13 protein-coding genes are annotated in these 17,479 nt (G+C 74.1%); 10 read left to right on the plus strand and 3 right to left on the minus strand.

The window, feature by feature from the left end; translation table 11 throughout:
* Positions 1 to 118: 118 nt before the first annotated feature.
* The gene (locus ACFWP3_RS28770) at positions 119 to 355 is read right to left on the minus strand and encodes a hypothetical protein (protein ID WP_384226648.1); all 237 of its coding nucleotides are present in this window, start codon (positions 353 to 355) and stop codon (positions 119 to 121) included.
* A 56-nt stretch (positions 356 to 411) separates the two neighbouring features.
* The gene (locus ACFWP3_RS28775) at positions 412 to 2,409 is read right to left on the minus strand and encodes a 4-alpha-glucanotransferase (protein ID WP_384226650.1); all 1,998 of its coding nucleotides are present in this window, start codon (positions 2,407 to 2,409) and stop codon (positions 412 to 414) included.
* Positions 2,410 to 2,711: 302 nt separating this feature from the next.
* On the opposite strand from ACFWP3_RS28775, the gene ACFWP3_RS28780 reads away from it, so the two are divergent.
* Complete coding sequence (locus tag ACFWP3_RS28780) at positions 2,712 to 5,702, plus strand: beta-N-acetylglucosaminidase domain-containing protein (RefSeq protein ID WP_384226651.1); 2,991 nt, start codon at positions 2,712 to 2,714, stop codon at positions 5,700 to 5,702.
* Positions 5,703 to 5,896: 194 nt separating this feature from the next.
* Here ACFWP3_RS28780 and ACFWP3_RS28785 read toward each other — a convergent pair whose 3' ends face one another.
* Positions 5,897 to 6,433, minus strand: a complete 537-nt coding sequence (locus tag ACFWP3_RS28785; RefSeq protein ID WP_384226654.1) for an HNH endonuclease — start codon at positions 6,431 to 6,433, stop codon at positions 5,897 to 5,899.
* A 287-nt stretch (positions 6,434 to 6,720) separates the two neighbouring features.
* Between ACFWP3_RS28785 and ACFWP3_RS28790 the strand changes: the two genes are divergently transcribed.
* The 9 genes from ACFWP3_RS28790 (at position 6,721) to ACFWP3_RS28830 (ending at position 17,423) form a co-directional block, all read left to right on the plus strand.
* Positions 6,721 to 7,806 carry a mechanosensitive ion channel family protein gene (locus ACFWP3_RS28790; protein WP_384226656.1) on the plus strand — a complete coding sequence of 362 codons (1,086 nt, stop codon included), beginning with the start codon at positions 6,721 to 6,723 and terminating at the stop codon, positions 7,804 to 7,806.
* 150 nt (positions 7,807 to 7,956) lie between these two features.
* The gene (locus ACFWP3_RS28795; protein WP_384226658.1) at positions 7,957 to 9,174 is read left to right on the plus strand and encodes an ROK family transcriptional regulator; all 1,218 of its coding nucleotides are present in this window, start codon (positions 7,957 to 7,959) and stop codon (positions 9,172 to 9,174) included.
* Between the two features lie 174 nt (positions 9,175 to 9,348).
* The gene (locus ACFWP3_RS28800; RefSeq protein WP_384226660.1) at positions 9,349 to 10,689 is read left to right on the plus strand and encodes an ABC transporter substrate-binding protein; all 1,341 of its coding nucleotides are present in this window, start codon (positions 9,349 to 9,351) and stop codon (positions 10,687 to 10,689) included.
* 7 nt (positions 10,690 to 10,696) lie between these two features.
* Positions 10,697 to 11,641: a carbohydrate ABC transporter permease gene (locus ACFWP3_RS28805; protein WP_384226661.1), complete on the plus strand. Its 945-nt coding sequence runs from the start codon at positions 10,697 to 10,699 to the stop codon at positions 11,639 to 11,641.
* Positions 11,638 to 12,480, plus strand: a complete 843-nt coding sequence (locus tag ACFWP3_RS28810) for a carbohydrate ABC transporter permease (RefSeq protein WP_384226664.1) — start codon at positions 11,638 to 11,640, stop codon at positions 12,478 to 12,480. Before ACFWP3_RS28805 ends, ACFWP3_RS28810 begins: the two co-directional genes overlap by 4 nt.
* 2 nt (positions 12,481 to 12,482) lie before the next feature.
* Positions 12,483 to 13,757 (plus strand): 6-phospho-beta-glucosidase, encoded by a 1,275-nt coding sequence (locus tag ACFWP3_RS28815; protein ID WP_384226666.1) that lies wholly within the window; start codon positions 12,483 to 12,485, stop codon positions 13,755 to 13,757.
* Entirely contained in the window at positions 13,748 to 14,746 is a 999-nt protein-coding gene (locus tag ACFWP3_RS28820; protein WP_384226669.1) for an N-acetylglucosamine kinase, read from the plus strand. Before ACFWP3_RS28815 ends, ACFWP3_RS28820 begins: the two co-directional genes overlap by 10 nt.
* A gap of 176 nt (positions 14,747 to 14,922) precedes the next feature.
* Positions 14,923 to 16,326 carry a hypothetical protein gene (locus ACFWP3_RS28825; RefSeq protein ID WP_384226671.1) on the plus strand — a complete coding sequence of 468 codons (1,404 nt, stop codon included), beginning with the start codon at positions 14,923 to 14,925 and terminating at the stop codon, positions 16,324 to 16,326.
* A 152-nt stretch (positions 16,327 to 16,478) separates the two neighbouring features.
* Positions 16,479 to 17,423, plus strand: a complete 945-nt coding sequence (locus ACFWP3_RS28830) for a glutamate ABC transporter substrate-binding protein (RefSeq protein ID WP_384226738.1) — start codon at positions 16,479 to 16,481, stop codon at positions 17,421 to 17,423.
* Positions 17,424 to 17,479 lie beyond the last annotated feature (56 nt).

Genomic DNA, 17,479 nt, shown 5'->3' on the forward strand with positions numbered 1-17,479 from the left:
GCCGGGGTCTGAGGACACGGCAGGGCGCCGAGGGTCGTCACCCGGCCGGGTCAACGGCCGTGCGGACCCCCGGCGCCCGGGAAGTCGTGCGGTGCCGGTCCCTGGGGACCGGACCGGATCAGCTCTCCTGCTGCTTGCGCGACTTGTCGCCGACCATCACGAGACCCGTGATGACCAGGTACAGAACGATCGGCGCGGCCACGAACAGGCCGAGCGTCTCGGCGATGCTCAGGCCCGGGCCCGGGTCGTCGCCGTCGTCGCGGGTCAGCGCCAGGGCGGGAGACGTCATCAGCAGCATCATCAGCGTCGTTCCGGCCGTGACGGCGCCGGCGCGCAGAGCGTTCTTCTTGTCCACGGTGCAAACGTAGCGAACGTCTGAACGGCCCGCGCGTCCGGGGGTGCCGTACGGGGTCACCCGCCCCCGGCCAGGCCCTCCCGCACCGCGCCCAGCAGGGCGTTCGCCCGCGGCGAGGCGGTCAGCTCCGCCAGGGTCAGCGGCCGCCCCGAGGCATCGGCGACCGGCAGCCGCCAGTTGGGGTACTGGTCCCAGGTGCCCGGCAGGTTCTGCGGCCGCCGGTCCCCCACCGCGTCCGGCAGCCAGACGCCGACCAGCCGCGCGGGCGTGCGCAGCAGGAAGGCGTACAGGGCCCGTACGGCGGCCTCCTCGCCCTTGGCGTCCAGGCCGAGGCGGTCCAGTACGGCCAGCCACTCGGCGGTGTCGGCCGCGTCCTGCTCCCGCTCCCGCTCCACCGGGCGGGTCAGCAGGCCCAGCCGGTCGCGCAGTTCCACGTGCTTGCCCGCCAGCTTGGCGGCCGTCGGCGGCAGGTCGTGGGTGGTGGCGGTGGCCAGGCAGTCGGCCCGCCAGTCCCCCGGCGGCAGCGGGCTGCCGTCGCCCGCCCAGTCCCGCTCGAACCACAGCACGGAGGTCCCGAGCACCCCGCGCCGGGCGAGTGCCTCACGGACCCGCGGCTCCACCGTCCCGAGGTCCTCGCCGATGACCAGGGAGCCGGCCCGGTGGGCCTCCAGGACGAGGATCGCCAGCATGGCCTCGCCGTCGTAGCCCACGTACGTGCCCTCGGCGGGCGGGCTTCCCTCCGGGATCCACCAGAGCCGGAACAGGCCCATCACGTGGTCGATCCGCAGCGCCCCGGCGTACGAGAACACCCCGCGCAGCAGGGCCCGGAAGGGTGCGTAGCCGGCGGCCGCCAGCCGGTCCGGGCGCCACGGGGGCAGACCCCAGTCCTGGCCGCGCGCGTTGAAGGCGTCCGGCGGGGCCCCGACGCAGATCCCGCGGGCGTGGAAGGGGCCGGTACGGGCGTCCGAGCCCTCGGGATGCACCCCGACGGCCAGGTCGTGCACGATGCCCACGGCCATCCCGGCCTCCCGGGCGGCCCGCTGGGCGGCGGCGAGCTGGGTGTCGGTCAGCCAGACCAGCCACCGGTGGAAGTCGAGCCGCTCGGCGGGGTCCTCCCCGGCCGCGGCCGCGCACCAGGAGGCGTGCCGGTCCAGGGCCGGGCCCTGCCCGGCGCGGAACTCCCGGTAGGCGGCCTCCCGCCCGGGCGTGCGCGGGACGGCGTACAGCAGCTCCAGGGCCCGGCGCTTGAGGTCCCAGACGGCGTCCCGGTCGATCAGCGCGCCCTTCTCCAGGACCTCTCGGCGCAGCTCCCCGCCGCGGGCGGCGAGTTCGGCGAGGGCCTCGCGCTCGGGGCAGCGGGCGTACTCGGGCACGTCCTCGACGCGCAGGTGGACCGGGTCCGGGAAGCGGCGCGAGGAGGGGCGGTAGGGGGACGGGTCGGTCGGGGTGCCCGGCACGGCCGCGTGCAGCGGGTTGACCTGGATGAACCCGGCGCCGTGGGTCCGCCCGGCCCAGCGGGCGAGCTCCGCGAGGTCGCCGAGGTCGCCCATGCCCCAGGAGCGGTCCGACAGCAGGGAGTACAGCTGGACGAGCAGCCCGTGGGCCCGTTCGGGCGCGGCGGGGGCCCGGTCCGGGGCGACGATCACGGTGGCCTCGGCGGTGCGGCCGTCGGGCAGGGCGGCGGTGATCCGGTGGACGCCCAGGGGCAGGCCGCCGGGCAGCGGCCCGGCGGGGCCGGTCTCCCAGGCGGTGGCCTCGTCCGGGGCGTCCTCGGGCTCCAGCCGCAGCCGGGTCCCGGCCGGCAGCGCGGCCAGCGCGGCGGGCGGCGGTTCGCTCTGCCAGCACACCAGGACGGGCGGCAGCAGCCGGGCCGCCGCCTCCCGTTCGGCGGCCGCCAGGCACCCGTGGACGTCCTCGGGGGTGTCGGCGGGCACGCCGAGGACCCCGAGCACGGTGGTGACCGTGTGCCGCGGGACCGGGACGGTGACGTCCGCGGCGGGCTGGTAGACGGTGGCGATGCCGTGCAGGGCCGCGAGCCGGGCCAGGTCGTCCATCGACGGGCACTCCTTAGGGCGGGCAAGGACTTGAGGGGCGATCAGAAGCGCGGCGCGGAAGGGCGGTACGCCGCGAGGACAACCACAGAGGGACACCGCAGGAGACAACGGCGGGGACGGCCGAAGGGGAACGACCGACGGGTACGACCGCGGGGGAACACCGCAGCCTTACCCACTCGGAGGCATCGCATTCCTGGCGTATACCGGTCAGATCGCCCGTCCGCGTTGACACTCCAGCCGCACGAGTGGTGGGCTCGGGCTCATTCGTACGAGCGGGGGACGTCTCGGGACGAGGAGGCTCTGTGCAGCTCAGGGGCAGGAAGCGGGCGACGGCCGCGGCCGTCGCGGTGATCGGATCGCTGCTGGGCGGAGCCGTGGCGGCCGCGCCGCGCGGGGCCTTCGCCGTCCCGTCCGTACCTGCCGCCCCGGGCACCCCGGCCACGGATCCCGCGTCCGGTGCGGCCGGCGGGCCGGCGCTCGATCCGCGGGCCGACACCCCGCGCGGCCCCGCCGAGGGCCCGGCGGTGTGGCCCCGGCCGCAGTCGATGGCCGCCGACCCGGCGCGCGAGGTGCCGTTGGGGGCCGAGGCCGTCCTGGTGGCCCCGTCCGACGCCGATCCGTACGCGGTCCGGGTGGTCCGCGACGCCCTCCACGCGGCCGGGGTGCGGACCCTGCACGAGCGCGCCCCGGGGGCCCCGCTGCCCGCGCGGGGCACCGTCGTACGGCTCCAGGGCCCGGACGCGCACGAGGCGTTGCGGGCGCTGGGCGCGGCCGAGGCCGGCGACCTGCCGGACGGGGGCTACCGGCTGGCCGTGGGCCGGCCCGGCGGGCGGGACACCGTCGCGCTGGCCGGCGTCGGGGAGGAGGGGCTGTTCCACGCGGCGCAGACGCTGCGCGCGGTCCTCGCCGGGGGCGGGGCCAAGGTGCCGGGCGTGCTGGTGCGGGACTGGCCCGCCGCGCCCGTACGGGGGATCGCGGAGGCGTTCTACGGGCAGCCCTGGACGCGGGAACAGCGGCTGGCGCAGCTGGAGTTCATGGGCCGCACCAAGCAGAACCGGCTGCTGCTCGCGCCCGGTGACGATCCGTACCGGACGACGCGATGGCGCGAGGAGTACCCGCGCGAGCAGCGGGAGGAGTTCCGGGCGCTGGCGGAGCGGGCCCGCGCCAACCGGGTCGTCCTGGGCTGGGCGGTGACGCCCGGCCAGTCGATGTGCCTGTCCTCGGCGGCCGACCGGGCCGCGCTCGCGCGCAAGCTGGACGCGATGGCCGAGCTGGGCTTCCGCGCCTTCCAAGTGCAGTTCCAGGACGTCAGCTACACCGAGTGGGGCTGCGAGGAGGACCGCGAGCGGTTCGGGAAGGGCCCGAAGGCGGCCGCGAGGGCGCACGCCGCGGTCGCGGGCGAACTGGCGGCGCACCTGGCCGCGCGGCACCCGGGGGCGGCCCCGCTGTCGCTGCTGCCGACGGAGTTCTACCAGGAGGGCGCGACCGAGTACCGGACGGCCCTGGCGGGCGCGTTGGACGACCGGGTGGAGGTGGCCTGGACGGGCGTGGGCGTCGTGCCGCGCACGATCACCGGCAGGGAGCTGGCCGGGGCGCGCTCGGCGCTGGGCCATCCGCTGGTGCTCATGGACAACTACCCGGTGAACGACTGGGATCCGGGCCGGATCTTCCTCGGCCCGTACACGGGCCGCGAACCGGCGGTCGCGGGCGGCTCGGCGGCCCTGCTGGCCAACGCGATGCCGCAGGGCACGCTGTCGCGCATCCCGCTCTTCACGGCGGCGGACTACGCCTGGAACCCGCGCGGTTACCGGCCCGGGGAGTCCTGGGCGGCGGCGGTGCGCGAGCTGGCGGGCCCGGACGCGCGCACGCGCGAGGCGGTCGCGGCGCTGGCCGGCAACAGCGCGGCCTCGGGCCTGAAGCAGGAGGAGTCCGCCTACCTGGCGCCGCTGGTCGAGCAGTTCTGGAAGGCCCGCGCGGCGGGCGACCCGGCGGCCGGCACCGAGCTGCGCAAGGCGTTCACCGTCCTGCGCGAGGCCCCCGCCCGGCTCCCGGCCCTGGCGGGCGAGGCGGGGCCGTGGCTGGAGCGGCTGTCGCGCTACGGGGCGGCGGGCGAGCTGGCGGTCGACGTGCTGCGGGCCCAGGCGAGCGGGGACGGGACGGCGGCCTGGCAGGCCGCCCAGGCGCTGGCCCGCGCCCGGCAGGCGCTGGCCGAGGAGGGACCGGCCCGGGTGGACCAGGCCGTCATGGACCCCTTCCTCGCCAAGGCGGTGGAGGAGGCGGACGCCTGGACGGGGGCCGCCCGTCCGACGGGCGAGGTCACGAAGGACGCCCGGTCCTGGACGGTACGGCTGGACGCGGAGCGCCCGGTGGACACGGTGACGGTGATGACCGAACCGCTGCCGGCGGGCGCGGCGTCGGTGGAGGCCCATGTGCCGGGCGAGGGCTGGCGCAAGGTCGGCGAGGCCGCGCCGTCGGGCTGGACCCAGGTGGACACGGCGGGGCTGCGCGCCGACGCGGTACGGCTGTCCTGGACGGGGGCCGGGGCCGCGCCGGCCGTGCACCGGCTGGTCCCGTGGTTCGGGGACGGCCCCCGGGCCCGTTTCGAACTGGCGGGCGGCGGGCGGGCCGACGCCGAGATCGGCGGAGCCCCGCGGCGGCTCTCGGCCGAACTGGCCGCGGTGGGCCCGGGCGAGGCCCGCGGCCCGCTGTCGGCGCGGCCGCCCGAGGGCATCGAGGTCCGGCTGCCGGCGACCGCCGTGGCCCCGCGCGGGGGCCGCTCCTCGATCCCGTACGAGGTGGTGGTCGGCCCGTCCGTCGCGCCGGGGACCTACCAGGTCCCGGTGGCCTTCGACGGGGAGACCCGCACGCTGACGGTGCGGGCGGTGCCGCGCACCGGCGGGCCGGACCTGCTGCGGGCAGCGCGGGCGAGCTCGTCGGCGGACGAGACGCGGGACTTCCCGGCCTCGGCGGCCGTGGACGGCTCCCCGTCCACCCGCTGGTCCTCGCCACCGGTGGACGGCGCCTGGTGGCAGGCCGAACTCCCCGCCCCGGCCCGCGTCGGCCGCCTGGAGCTGCACTGGCAGGACGCGTACCCGTCGGCGTACCGGGTGGAGACCTCGGCGGACGGGACGACCTGGCGCCCGGCCGCCACCGTCGCATCCTCGGGCGGCGGCGCCGAGACCGTCCGCCTCGACGCCCCCGACACCCGCTTCCTACGCATCACGTGCGACCGCCGCGCCACCCGCTACGGCTGCTCCCTCTGGTCGGCAGAGGCCTACGCGACAACCCCGTGACCGGCCGCCCCATCCAGCCCCGCCGGCGATTGAGGCGCGGGGGCCGAGCCCTCTCCAGCCCCGCCGGCGTTTGAGGCGCGGGGGCTCGGGGGCGGAGCCCCCGCAGCGGCGCCGCACCGGTGGCACCGGTGCTCGGCCCCGGCTACGGGAGCAGCCCGACGGAGGCAGAGGCAGAGGGCAGCCCGAGCCGCAGGCTAAGACGCCGCGACCCCGATGCGCTCCAGCGCATCCTCGGCCCCGTACGGCTGGAGGTACGGCATCCACCGCGGATCCCGGTGCCCGGTCCCGATGATGCGCCAGGCCAGCCCGGAGGGCGGAGCCGGCTGGTGGCGCAGGCGCCAGCCGAGGTCGACCAGGTGCAGGTCGGCCTTGACGTGGTTGCAGCGGCGGCAGGCCGCGACGACGTTGTCCCACACGTGCTGGCCGCCCCGGCTGCGCGGGATGACGTGGTCGACGCTGGTGGCGACGGCCCCGCAGTACATGCAGCGGCCGCCGTCCCGCGCGAACAGGGCGCGCCGGGTGAGCGGAACGGGCCCCCGGTAGGGGACCCGCACGAAGCGCTTGAGCCGGACCACGCTGGGCGCGGAGACGACTCTGGTCGCGCTGTGCAGATAGGCGCCGGATTCCTCCAGGGAGACCGCTTTGTTCTCCAGGACGAGGACGAGCGCGCGGCGGAGCGGTACGACGCCGAGGGGCTCGTACGACGCGTTGAGGACCAGGACGTGCGGCACGGACTGCCTCCTTGTACGTCGGCGGCGCGTGGCTCGCGCCGGGACGATCTGCTCTCCAGTCTCTCCTTACGGCTGGTCGAAACGCCACCACGCGCCCGTAACGGGTCCGAGGTGTTTTCAACCACACCCACGTCATCCCCAGGTGAGCCTGGTCTCTCCCTCGAACACTGCGTCGGGGTGAAGGGAATGCCCCGTTAGTGTGGTTGGTCTGTCCGTATATCCGCCCCGGACTCCGTCCGGGGGCACACCCCCCGCGGGCAGACCGCCACACCTGGAGGTAATCCGCCGTGCCCTGGCCTGCCGCCCTGCTGCCCCTGGCATCCGACCCGACCGCGCCCACGACGCTCAAGGAGACGCACGAGAGCGTCACCGAGGCCGCGAGCTTCATCGAGGAGAACTGGGCCACCTGGCTGAGCATCGGCCTGCGCATCCTCCTGATCGTCGTGATCGCGGCGGCCCTGCGCTCGGTGGTCCGCAAGGCGCTGACCAAGCTGATAAACCGGATGAACACCAGCGCCGAGGCGGTCGAGGGCACCGCGCTCGGCGGGCTGTTGGTCAACGCGGAGCGGCGCCGCCAGCGTTCGGAGGCGATCGGCTCGGTGCTCCGTTCGGTGGCCTCGTTCGTGATCCTCGGCACGGCCGCGCTGATGGTCCTGGCCGCCCTGAAGATCGACCTGGCCCCGCTGCTGGCGAGTGCGGGTGTGGCCGGTGTGGCGATCGGTTTCGGTGCCCGGAACCTGGTGACGGACTTCCTGTCCGGCGTGTTCATGATCATGGAGGACCAGTACGGGGTCGGTGACAAGATCGACGCCGGGGTGGCCTCGGGCGAGGTCATCGAGGTCGGCCTGCGGGTGACGAAGCTGCGCGGGGACAACGGCGAGATCTGGTACGTGCGCAACGGCGAGATCAAGCGGATCGGCAACCTCAGCCAGGGCTGGGCGACCGCGATGGTGGACGTGCAGGTCAAGCCGACGGAGAGCCTGTCCAGGATCCGCGAGGTGGTCCAGCAGGTCGCCGACGCCATCGCGAAGGACTCCCCGTGGGACGAGCGCCTGTGGGGTCCGGTGGAGGTGCTGGGCCTGGACGAGGTGCTGCTCGCCTCGATGACGGTGAAGGTGTCCGCGAAGACGATGCCCGGCCAGCAGTTCTCGGTGGAGCGGGAGCTGCGCTGGCGGATCAAGGAGGCCTTCGACGCCGCGGGCATCCGGATCGTCGGCGGCATGCCGGCGGAGGGGGAGGAAGAGGCGGCGGCGGACCCGTCGGCCGCGGTCGCCGCGCCGTCCGCGCTGTCCAACCCGACCTCGCCGCAGTCCCTGGCCACCGCGCCGATCCCGCCGCAGGCCGCCCCGGGAGGCCCCCGCATCACCAAGTAGGAGCCCTCCGCACTCCGCCCCGCGCCGCTGCCCCTCAGGCCGTCCGTCGAAATCGACACAGCCTGCGGGGCAGCGGCATTGACACGGCTCAAACGGCGATAGGAAACTTACCTAACAGTTCACCTCGGTGAGGGAGAGAGAGCCAGCATCATGCCCGCCGCCACGCCCGGAACACCCAGCCTGCTGCGCGCCATGAACGACCGGGCCGCGCTGGACCTGCTCCTGACCCACGGACCGCTGTCCCGGACCCGGATCGGGCATCTGACGGGGCTGTCCAAGCCCACCGCCTCCCAGCTCCTGGCCCGCCTGGAGGCCGCCGGGCTCGTCGTGGCCACCGGCACCGACGGCGGCCGCCCCGGCCCCAACGCCCAGCTCTACGAGGTCAACCCGCGGGCCGCGTACGTCGGCGGCCTGGACGTCACCCCGGACCGGGTGCTGGCGGCCGTCGCCGACCTCACCGGCGCCGTCGCCGGGACGCACGAGGTCCCGTACTCCCCGGACAAGGACGTCATCGAGCAGGTCACCGAAGCCCTCGGCGGCGCCGTCAAGGACGCCGGACTGCACCGCTCCGACCTGCACCGGGTGGTCATCGCCACGCCGGGCGCCTTCGACCCGCAGACCGGCCGGCTGCGCTACGCCAGCCACCTGCCGGGCTGGCACTCCCCCACCCTCCTCGAGGAACTGGCGGCGGCCCTGCCGATGCCGGTCGAGTACGAGAACGACGTCAACCTCGCCGCCGTCGCGGAGCAGCGCCTGGGCGCCGCGCGCGGCCACGAGGACTTCGTCCTGCTGTGGAACGAGGAGGGCCTCGGCGCCGCCCTGGTGCTCGGCGGCCGGCTGCACCGCGGCTGGACCGGCGGCGCGGGCGAGGTGGGCTTCCTGCCCGTGCCGGGCCACCCCCTGGTCCGGCAGGTCACCCGCGCCAACACCGGCGGCTACCAGGAGCTGGCCGGCGTGCAGGTGGTCCCCGGGCTCGCCGCCGGCCTCGGCGTCGAAGCGCGGCCGCTGCCGCCCGCGGAGCACGCGCACAGCGCGGAGGTGGCCGCCGCCGTGGCCCTGCTCGGGCAGGCCGCGGCCGCGCCCGAGGGGGCGAACCTGCGCTTCCTCCAGTCGTACGCCACCCTGCTGGCCACCGGTCTCGCCTCGCTCGTCGCCGTGCTCGACCCCGAGATCGTGGTGCTCTCCGGGGCCGTGATCGCCGCCGGCGGTGACCCGCTGCGCGGCCTGCTGGAGGCCGAGCTCGCCGAACTGGCCCCTTCCCGGCCCCGGCTGGTCTCCGGGGAGGTGCGGGAGCGGCCGGTGCTGCGCGGCGCGCTGGAGAGCGCGCTGGCCGCCACCCGCGACGAGGTGTTCGACACCTCCCGCTGAACCGGCACCGGACCGGACCGTCGAACCGCCCGCCCGGGCGCCCCCCGTCCGGGCGGTCCCGCCGAACCACCGCACGCCCCGCACCCGTTCCGCCGTTCCGCCATTCCACCGTTCCGCCGCTCGCCCCTGCTGCACCCCTCCCAGGAAGTCCCCCGCGCAGAGAGTGACACCGACATGCCCAGAACCCCCCGTCTGACCTCCGCCGCCACGGCCTCCGCCCTCACCGCGATATCCCTGCTCGCCACCGCGTGTACCGGATCCGCCGGGAACGCGGCCGCCGACGACCCCGCCGAGGAGGTCACGATCAACTTCTGGCACGGCTGGTCCGCGCCCGGCGAGGTCAAGGCCATCGAGGACAACATCAAGCGGTTCGAGGCGGCGCACCCGAACATCAAGGTCAAGGTCACCGGCAACATGACCGACGACAAGATCAACCAGTCGCTGCGGGCGGGCGGTGACAAGGCCCCGGACGTGGTGTCCTCCTTCACCACCGACAGCGTGGGCAAGTTCTGCAACTCCGGGGCGTTCGCCGACCTGAACCCGTTCCTGGAGAAGTCGAAGCTCGACAAGGCGAAGGTGTTCCCGCAGTCCCTGCTGAACTACACCTCGTACCAGGGCAACCAGTGCACGCTGCCGCTGCTGAACGACGCCTACGGCCTGGTCTACAACAAGGACGCCTTCGAGGCCGCCGGCATCACCGCCCCGCCCAAGACCTGGAGCGAGTTCACCGAGGTCGCGCAGAAGCTCACCAGGGCCAAGGGCGACTCGTACGAGCAGCTCGGCATCATGCCCACCTTCCACGGCTACGAGACCACCCCGATGCGGCTCGCGGCGCAGTGGGGTGCGACCTACTTCGGCGCCGACGGCACCTCCAACCTGGCCAAGGACCCGGCCTTCGCGAAGATGCTGACCGCGCAGAAGGACCTGGTCGAGAAGCTCGGCGGGTACGAGAAGCTGGAGAAGTTCCGGGCCTCCTTCGGTGACGAGTGGGGCGCCGAGCACCCCTTCCACAAGGGCCAGGTCGCCATGCAGGTGGACGGCGAGTGGCGGCCGAACATGGCCAGGGAAGCGGGCGTGGCCTTCAGGATCGGCACCGCGCCGCTGCCCGTCCCCGACGAGCTGCTCGCCGACTACGGCAAGGGCTACATCTCCGGCACGATCATGGGCATCGCCGCGGGGAGCAAGAAGCAGAACGCGTCCTGGGAACTGGTGAAGTACATGACCACCGACACCGGGGCGGTGGTGGCCTTCGCGAACGGCATCCACAACGTGCCCTCCACCATCGAGGCGCTGGCCTCGCCGAACCTCCAGGTCGACGAGAACTTCAAGACCTTCCTCGACATCGCCCGGCACCCGAAGTCGAGCACCACCCCGCCTCAGGCGGACGGCGGCACCTACCAGCTGACCTTCACCGACCTGGCCTACCAGCACGAGAAGGGCGCCGTCACCGACCTGCCCGCCGCCCTGGCCAAGACGGACGCGCAGATCGACACGGACATCGCGAAGGCGAAGTAGCCCTCAGATGACCACGCACACCCTGCGGGCGAAGCGGCGCCGGTCGGCCCTGCGCACCACGGCCTTCATGGCGCCCTGGCTGATCGGGTTCGCCGTCTTCTTCGCCTACCCGCTCCTGTCCACCGTCTACTTCTCCTTCACCAAGTACGACGGCTTCCGGCCGCCCGTCTTCAACGGGCTGGACAACTGGACGTACGTCTTCACGCAGTACCCGCAGTTCTGGCCGGCGATGCGGAACACGCTGTGGCTGGTCGTGGTCATGGTGGCCTGCCGGGTCGTCTTCGGGCTCGGCGTCGGCCTGCTCATCACGAAGGTCAAGACCGGGGCCGGGGTCTTCCGCACCCTGTTCTACCTGCCGTACCTGGCCCCGCCGGTGGCCGCGACCCTGTCGTTCGTCTTCCTGCTGAACCCCGGCACCGGCCCGGTCAACACCCTGCTGGACGGGGTGGGCCTGCCGCAGCCGGGCTGGTTCACCGACGCCGACTGGTCCAAGCCGGCCCTGACCATGCTCGCGGTGTGGGGCGTCGGCGACCTGATGGTGATCTTCATGGCGGCGCTCCTCGACGTACCGAAGGAGCAGTACGAGGCGGCCGAGCTGGACGGCGCCGGCGCCTGGCAGCGGTTCCGTCACATCACCCTGCCGAACATCTCGCCGATCATCCTGTTCGCCGTGGTGACCGGCGTGATCCAGGCGATGCAGTACTACACCCAGCCGCTGGTCGCGGGGAAGGTGGCGGCCGGTGTGATCGGCGGCTCCGGCCAGCAGTTCGAGCCGGGCTACCCCGACAAGTCCACGCTCACCCTGCCGCAGATCGTCTACAACACCGGCTTCCAGCGCTTCGACTACGGCACCGCCTGTGTGCTCGCCCTCGTCCTGTTCACCCTCTGCATGGCCTTCACGGCCCTGCTGATGCGCCGCCGCGGCGGCCTGATCGGAGGTGGGCACCGATGACGCCCGCGCACCGGCACCACGCCGTGCTCCAGTGGGTCGCCGTGCACTCGCTCGCGATCGCCGCCGCCCTGTTCTTCGTCCTGCCCTTCGTCTTCGTCTTCCTGACCTCGCTGATGACCGATCAGCAGGCGCTCACCCGCGACCTGGTGCCCGACACCTGGGTCTGGGAGAACTACGCGAAGGTCTGGGACACCCCGGGCTTCCTGACCTGGTGGCGCAACACCCTGCTGTACGCCGGGCTGGGCACGCTGCTGACCGTGGCGTCCTCGATCCCGGTGGCCTACGCCCTCGCCAAGTTCCGCTTCCGCGGGCAGCGGGTCTCGATGCTGCTGGTCATCGCCATGATGATGCTGCCGCCCCAGGTCGTGATCATCCCGATGTACCTCTTCTGGGCCAAGCAGCTGGACCTCTCCGGCACCCTGTGGCCGCTGATCATCCCGCTGGCCTTCGGCGACGCCTTCTCCATCTTCCTGCTCCGGCAGTTCCTGCTGACCATCCCCGACGAGTACCTGGACGCGGCCCGCGTCGACGGCTGCGGCGAACTGCGCGCACTGCTGCGGGTCGTACTGCCGATGGCGAAGCCGGGCATCGCCGCGGTCGCGCTGTTCTCGTTCTTCTCCCTGTGGAACGACTACTTCGGCCCGCAGATCTACGCCTCCGACAATCCGGCCGCCTGGACCCTCAGTTACGGGCTGGAGTCCTTCAAAGGGGCGCACCACACCAACTGGAACCTGACCATGGCCGCGACCGTGATGGTCATGGCCCCGGTGATCGTCCTCTTCTTCTTCGCCCAGAAGGCGTTCGTCGAGGGAGTCACCCTGACCGGAGTGAAAGGCTAGGCATGAAACTCGCAGTGGTGGGCGGCGGTTCCACCTACACCCCCGAGCTGATCGACGGCTTTGCGCGGCTGCGCGACACCCTGCCCGTCAGCGAGCTGGTGCTGATCGACCCCGCCGCCGAACGGCTGGAGCTGATCGGCGGCCTGGCCCGGCGCATCTTCGCCCGGCAGGGGCACCCCGGGCTGATCACCACCACCTCCGACCTCGACGCCGGGGTGGAGGGCGCCGACGCCGTCCTGATCCAGCTGCGCATCGGCGGTCAGGCCGCCCGGCTCCAGGACGAGACCTGGCCGCTGGAGTGCGGCTGCGTCGGGCAGGAGACCACCGGCGCCGGCGGGCTCGCCAAGGCGCTGCGCACCGTCCCGGTGGTCCTCGACATCGCCGAACGGGTCCGCCGGGCCAGCCCGGACGCCTGGATCATCGACTTCACCAACCCGGTCGGCATCGTCACCCGGGCCCTGCTCAAGGCCGGCCACAAGGCCGTCGGCCTGTGCAACGTCGCGATCGGCTTCCAGCGCCGGTTCGCGGCCCTGCTGGACCTGGCGCCGGCCGACATCCACCTGGACCACGTCGGGCTCAACCACCTCACCTGGGAGCTGGGCGTGCGCCGGGGCGGCCCGGACGGCGAGGACCTGCTGCCCCGGCTGCTCGCCGAGCACGGGGAGGCCATCGCCGGGGACCTCCACCTGCCGCCTTCGCTGCTGGACCGGCTGGGCGTCGTACCGTCGTACTACCTGCGGTACTTCTACGCGCACGACGAGGTGGTGCGCGAGCTGGCGACCAAGCCCTCGCGGGCGGCCGAGGTCGCCGCGATGGAGCGGGAGCTGCTCGCCCTGTACGGGGACCCGGCGCTGGCCGAGAAGCCCGAGCTGCTGGCCCGGCGCGGCGGCGCCTTCTACTCGGAGGCGGCCGTGGACCTGGCGGCTTCGCTGCTGGGCGACGGGAACGGCGGCGCACCGGCCGTGCAGGTGGTCAACACGTTCAACAACGGCACCCTGCCCTTCCTGCCGGACGACGCGGTGGTCGAGGTACAGGCCCGGGTGGACGGCTCGGGCCCGCGGCCGCTGGCGGCGCCCGCGCTGGACCCGCTGTACACCGGGCTGATCGCGCACGTGACGGCGTACGAGGACCTCGCCCTGGACGCGGCGCTGCGCGGCGGCCGCGAGCGCGTCTTCCGGGCGCTGCTGGCCCACCCGCTGGTGGGCCAGACCGACCGTGCCGAGGGGCTGGCCGACCGGCTCCTCGCGCACAACAAGGAGCACCTGCCATGGGCGTGACCCGGCCCGGGACGGCGGCGGTGCTGGCCGTCGACGCCGGGAACAGCAAGACGGACGTGGCGCTCCTCGGCCCGGACGGCTCGGTGCTGTGCTCCGGTCAGGCCGGCGGCTTCCAGCCGTCCCGCACGGGGGTGGCCGGGGCCGTCGACGTGCTGGCGGAGGCGATGGCCGCGGCCGGGCTGGACCCCCGCGCGGAGGGCGGGCCGTGCGCCGCGCACGTGTCGGCCTGTCTGGCCAACGCCGACTTCCCGGTGGAGGAGCGGAAGCTGGCGGCCGAGATCCGGCGCCGCAACTGGGCCGGATCCACGGCGGTGTACAACGACACCTTCGCGCTGCTGCGGGCCGGACTGCCCGCGGGCGCCGGGCCGCGCGGCGTCGCGGTGGTGTGCGGGGCGGGCATCAACTGCGTCGGGATGACCCCGGACGGGCGGACGGCCCGCTTCCCCGCGGTCGGCCGGATCTCGGGCGACTGGGGCGGCGGGGGCGGGCTGGCCGAGGAGGCCCTGTGGTGGGCGGCCCGGGCCGAGGACGGCCGGGGCGGGCCGACCGAGCTGGCCCGGGCGCTGCCGGCGCACTTCGGCCAGGACTCCATGTACGCGCTGATCGAGTCGCTGCACCTGGGCCGGATCCCGGGCGAGCGGCGGCACGAACTGGCTCCGCTGCTGTTCTCGGTGGCGGCCGCCGGGGACCCGGTGGCCGTGTCGCTGGTGCACCGGCAGGCGGACGAGGTCGTGGCCATGGCGGCGGTGGCGCTGACCCGCCTGGGACTGCTGGACGAGGACGCTCCCGTGGTGCTCGGCGGCAGCGTGCTGGCCGCCGGGCATCCGCAGCTCAACGACCGGATCACAGCGGGCCTCGCCGAACGGGCGCCGCACGCCCGGGTGTCGGTGGTGACGGCCCCTCCGGTCCTGGGGGCCGGGCTGCTGGGGCTGGACGTGCTCGGATCCCCGGACGGGGCCCACGGAAAACTGCGTGCCCATTTCGGGTGAACCGGCCCCGGAAGCCCGCAGGTCTGGAACCGTGGCGGTCGTACGGACGTATTCACGGTGAAGGGGTGGACCTGCGCCCCCAGGGGGCGGATCTCCCAAGATCCGGCACCGGGTGGTGTGGCCTGCCGTCGATGCGGCCATACTGCTGCGGAGCAAGGACCAAGGGGGAGGTCACGGTGGCCGTCACATCACGCGCGCCCGCGCCCGGGGGCGGCGCCGTGCCGCCCGCCGGGCCGCCGGCGGCGCCCGGTGCGCCGCCGGGGCGCAGGACCGCCTGGGCCGAGGGCGTGGAGCAGCTGCGCCGCGCGGCCACCACCGAGCCCGGCCGGCTGCGCATCATCGGCGCCGCACTGGCCGCCCTGATCGTGCTGTTCGGCACGGTGGGCCTGTGGGAGGTCTCCGGCCGGAGCGCCGCCGCCGAGGACGTCGTGGGCCGCAGCCAGCCGCTGAGCGCGGACGCGGCGAGCCTGTACCGCTCCCTCGCGGACGCCGACACGGCCTCCTCCAGCGGCTTCCTGCTGGGCTCCACGGAGGAGCGCGAGGTCCGCCTGCGGTACGAGAAGGACATCGCCAACGCCTCCCGCCTGCTGGTCAGCGCCGCCGCGAACACCGGCGGCAGCGAGGACTCCCGCGCCCAGATCACCCTGCTCAGCGAGCAGCTGCCGCGCTACACGGGCCTGATAGAGCAGGCCCGGGCCGCCAACCGGCAGGGCCTGCCGCTGGGCGGGGCCTATCTCCGGTACGCCAACGAGCAGATGACGACCCAGCTGCTCCCGGCCGCGCAGCGGCTGTACGAGGCGGAGACCGGCCGGCTCTACACGGACTACGACGACTCCCGGGCCTGGCCGCTGGCCTCGATCGGCGCGGGCCTGGTCGCGCTCGCCGCCCTGGCGTGGGCCCAGCGGCGCAACTACCGCCGTACGAACCGGGTCTTCAACCACGGGCTGCTGGCGGCGACGGCCGCGTCCGTGGTGGTGCTGCTGTGGCTGGCCGTGGGGCACACGGTGGCGCGGGCCTCGCTGAGCGAGGCGCGCACGCAGGGGCAGGAGTCGCTGAAGGTGCTCAACGACGCGCGGATCGCCTCCCTCCAGGCGCGGGCCGGCGAGAACCTCACGCTGATCGCCCGCGGCGCCGTGCTGGCCGCGGACACCAAGTCCGACAAGTACGACGTGGACTTCACGACCAACATGAAGGAACTGGACGCCGGGCTGGCGATCGCGCTGCGGCTGGCCGACGACGAGGCGGGCCGGGCGCCGGTGACCCGCGCCGCGGACGGCGTGAAACTGTGGAAGCAGCGGCACACGGCGGCCCGGGAGGCGGACTTGAAGGGGGACTACGAGTCCGCGCTGGTCCAGGTCGTCGGGGACAAGGACCACAAGGACAGCAGCGGGGCCGCCTTCGACACGGTGGACGCCTCCCTGGAGCAGGCGGTGGCCCACGAGCAGCGGGAGTTCACCCGGGCGGCCCGGGACGGGCTCGGCGCGCTGGGCGGCCTGCTGACCGGGACCGCGGTCCTCGCCGCCGTCGGCGCGGCGGCGGCGCTGCTGGGCATCGGGCGCAGGCTTTCGGAGTACAGGTGAGAGCGATGCGGACACGAGCGGTGCGGGCCTCCGAGGGCTCCCAGGGCTTCGAGGCCTCCGAGGGCTTCGAGGGCAGTGCGAACCAGCCGGGCGCGCCGTCCGCCCTGCGGCGGCTGACGGGCCGGCTGCGCGGCTGGGGCGGGGTGAGCGCGATGGCCGTGGCCTGCGCGGTGACCGCCGCGACCGTGCTGCTGCCGCTGGCCAGTGCGACGCCGGACGCCGCGGGCGGCGCGGCGGTCCGCGGGCCCGCGTCGATGGCGGCGGCCCCGGCGGCGCCGCTCGACACCTGCCAGGACCCGGAGGCCAGCCTGCGCCCGTCCGGTCTCGACGGCGCGGCGATCGCGCGGATCAAGGCGGCGGGCAAGCTCGTCGCGGGCGTGGACCAGAACAGCTTCCGCTGGGGCTACCGCAACCAGGCCGAGGACGGCGGCGGGCTCGACGGCTTCGACATCGACCTGGTGAAGGCCATCGCCCAGGACATCCTGGGCGATCCGAACGCGGTCATCTACCGGGCCATCCCGACCAGTCAGCGCATCCCCGCCCTCCAGGAGGGCCGCGTCGACATCGTCGTGCGGACCATGACGATCAACTGCAAGCGGCTGGAGGAGGTCGCCTTCTCGACGGCCTACTTCGAGGCCGGGCAGCAGGTGCTGGCGCCCAGGGGCTCGCAGATCACCGGGTACGACACCTCCCTGAAGGACAAGCGGATCTGCTTCGCCGCCGGTTCCACGGCCGAGGCCACCCTGAAGGCCCAGTCGTACGGCTCGGTGCCGGTCACCGTGCCGAACCAGCTGGACTGCCTGGTCCGGCTCCAGCTCGGCGAGGTGGACGGCATCGTCACGGACAACGCCCTCGCGGCCGGCCAGGCCGCGCAGGACCCGTCGGTGCGGCTGGTCGGCTCGCCGTTCACCCGCGAGTTCTACGGCGTGGCGATGAACAAGGACGCCTCCGACCTGGTACGCCGGGTCAACAAGGTGCTGGAGGAGTACCGTTCGGGCGGCAATGAGAGCCGCTGGATGAAGTCGTACCTCAAGCACCTGCAACCGGTGCTGCCCGGCGTGACCGCGCCGCCCGCACCCAAGTACCGGGACGGCTGAGGCCGGTGGCGGGCACGGAGTCGGACACGGAAGCGGAGGCACAGTCGTTGGAGTCG

Origin of the sequence: Streptomyces sp. NPDC058525 (assembly GCF_042719495.1) — a bacterium.
GTDB lineage: Bacteria > Actinomycetota > Actinomycetes > Streptomycetales > Streptomycetaceae > Streptomyces.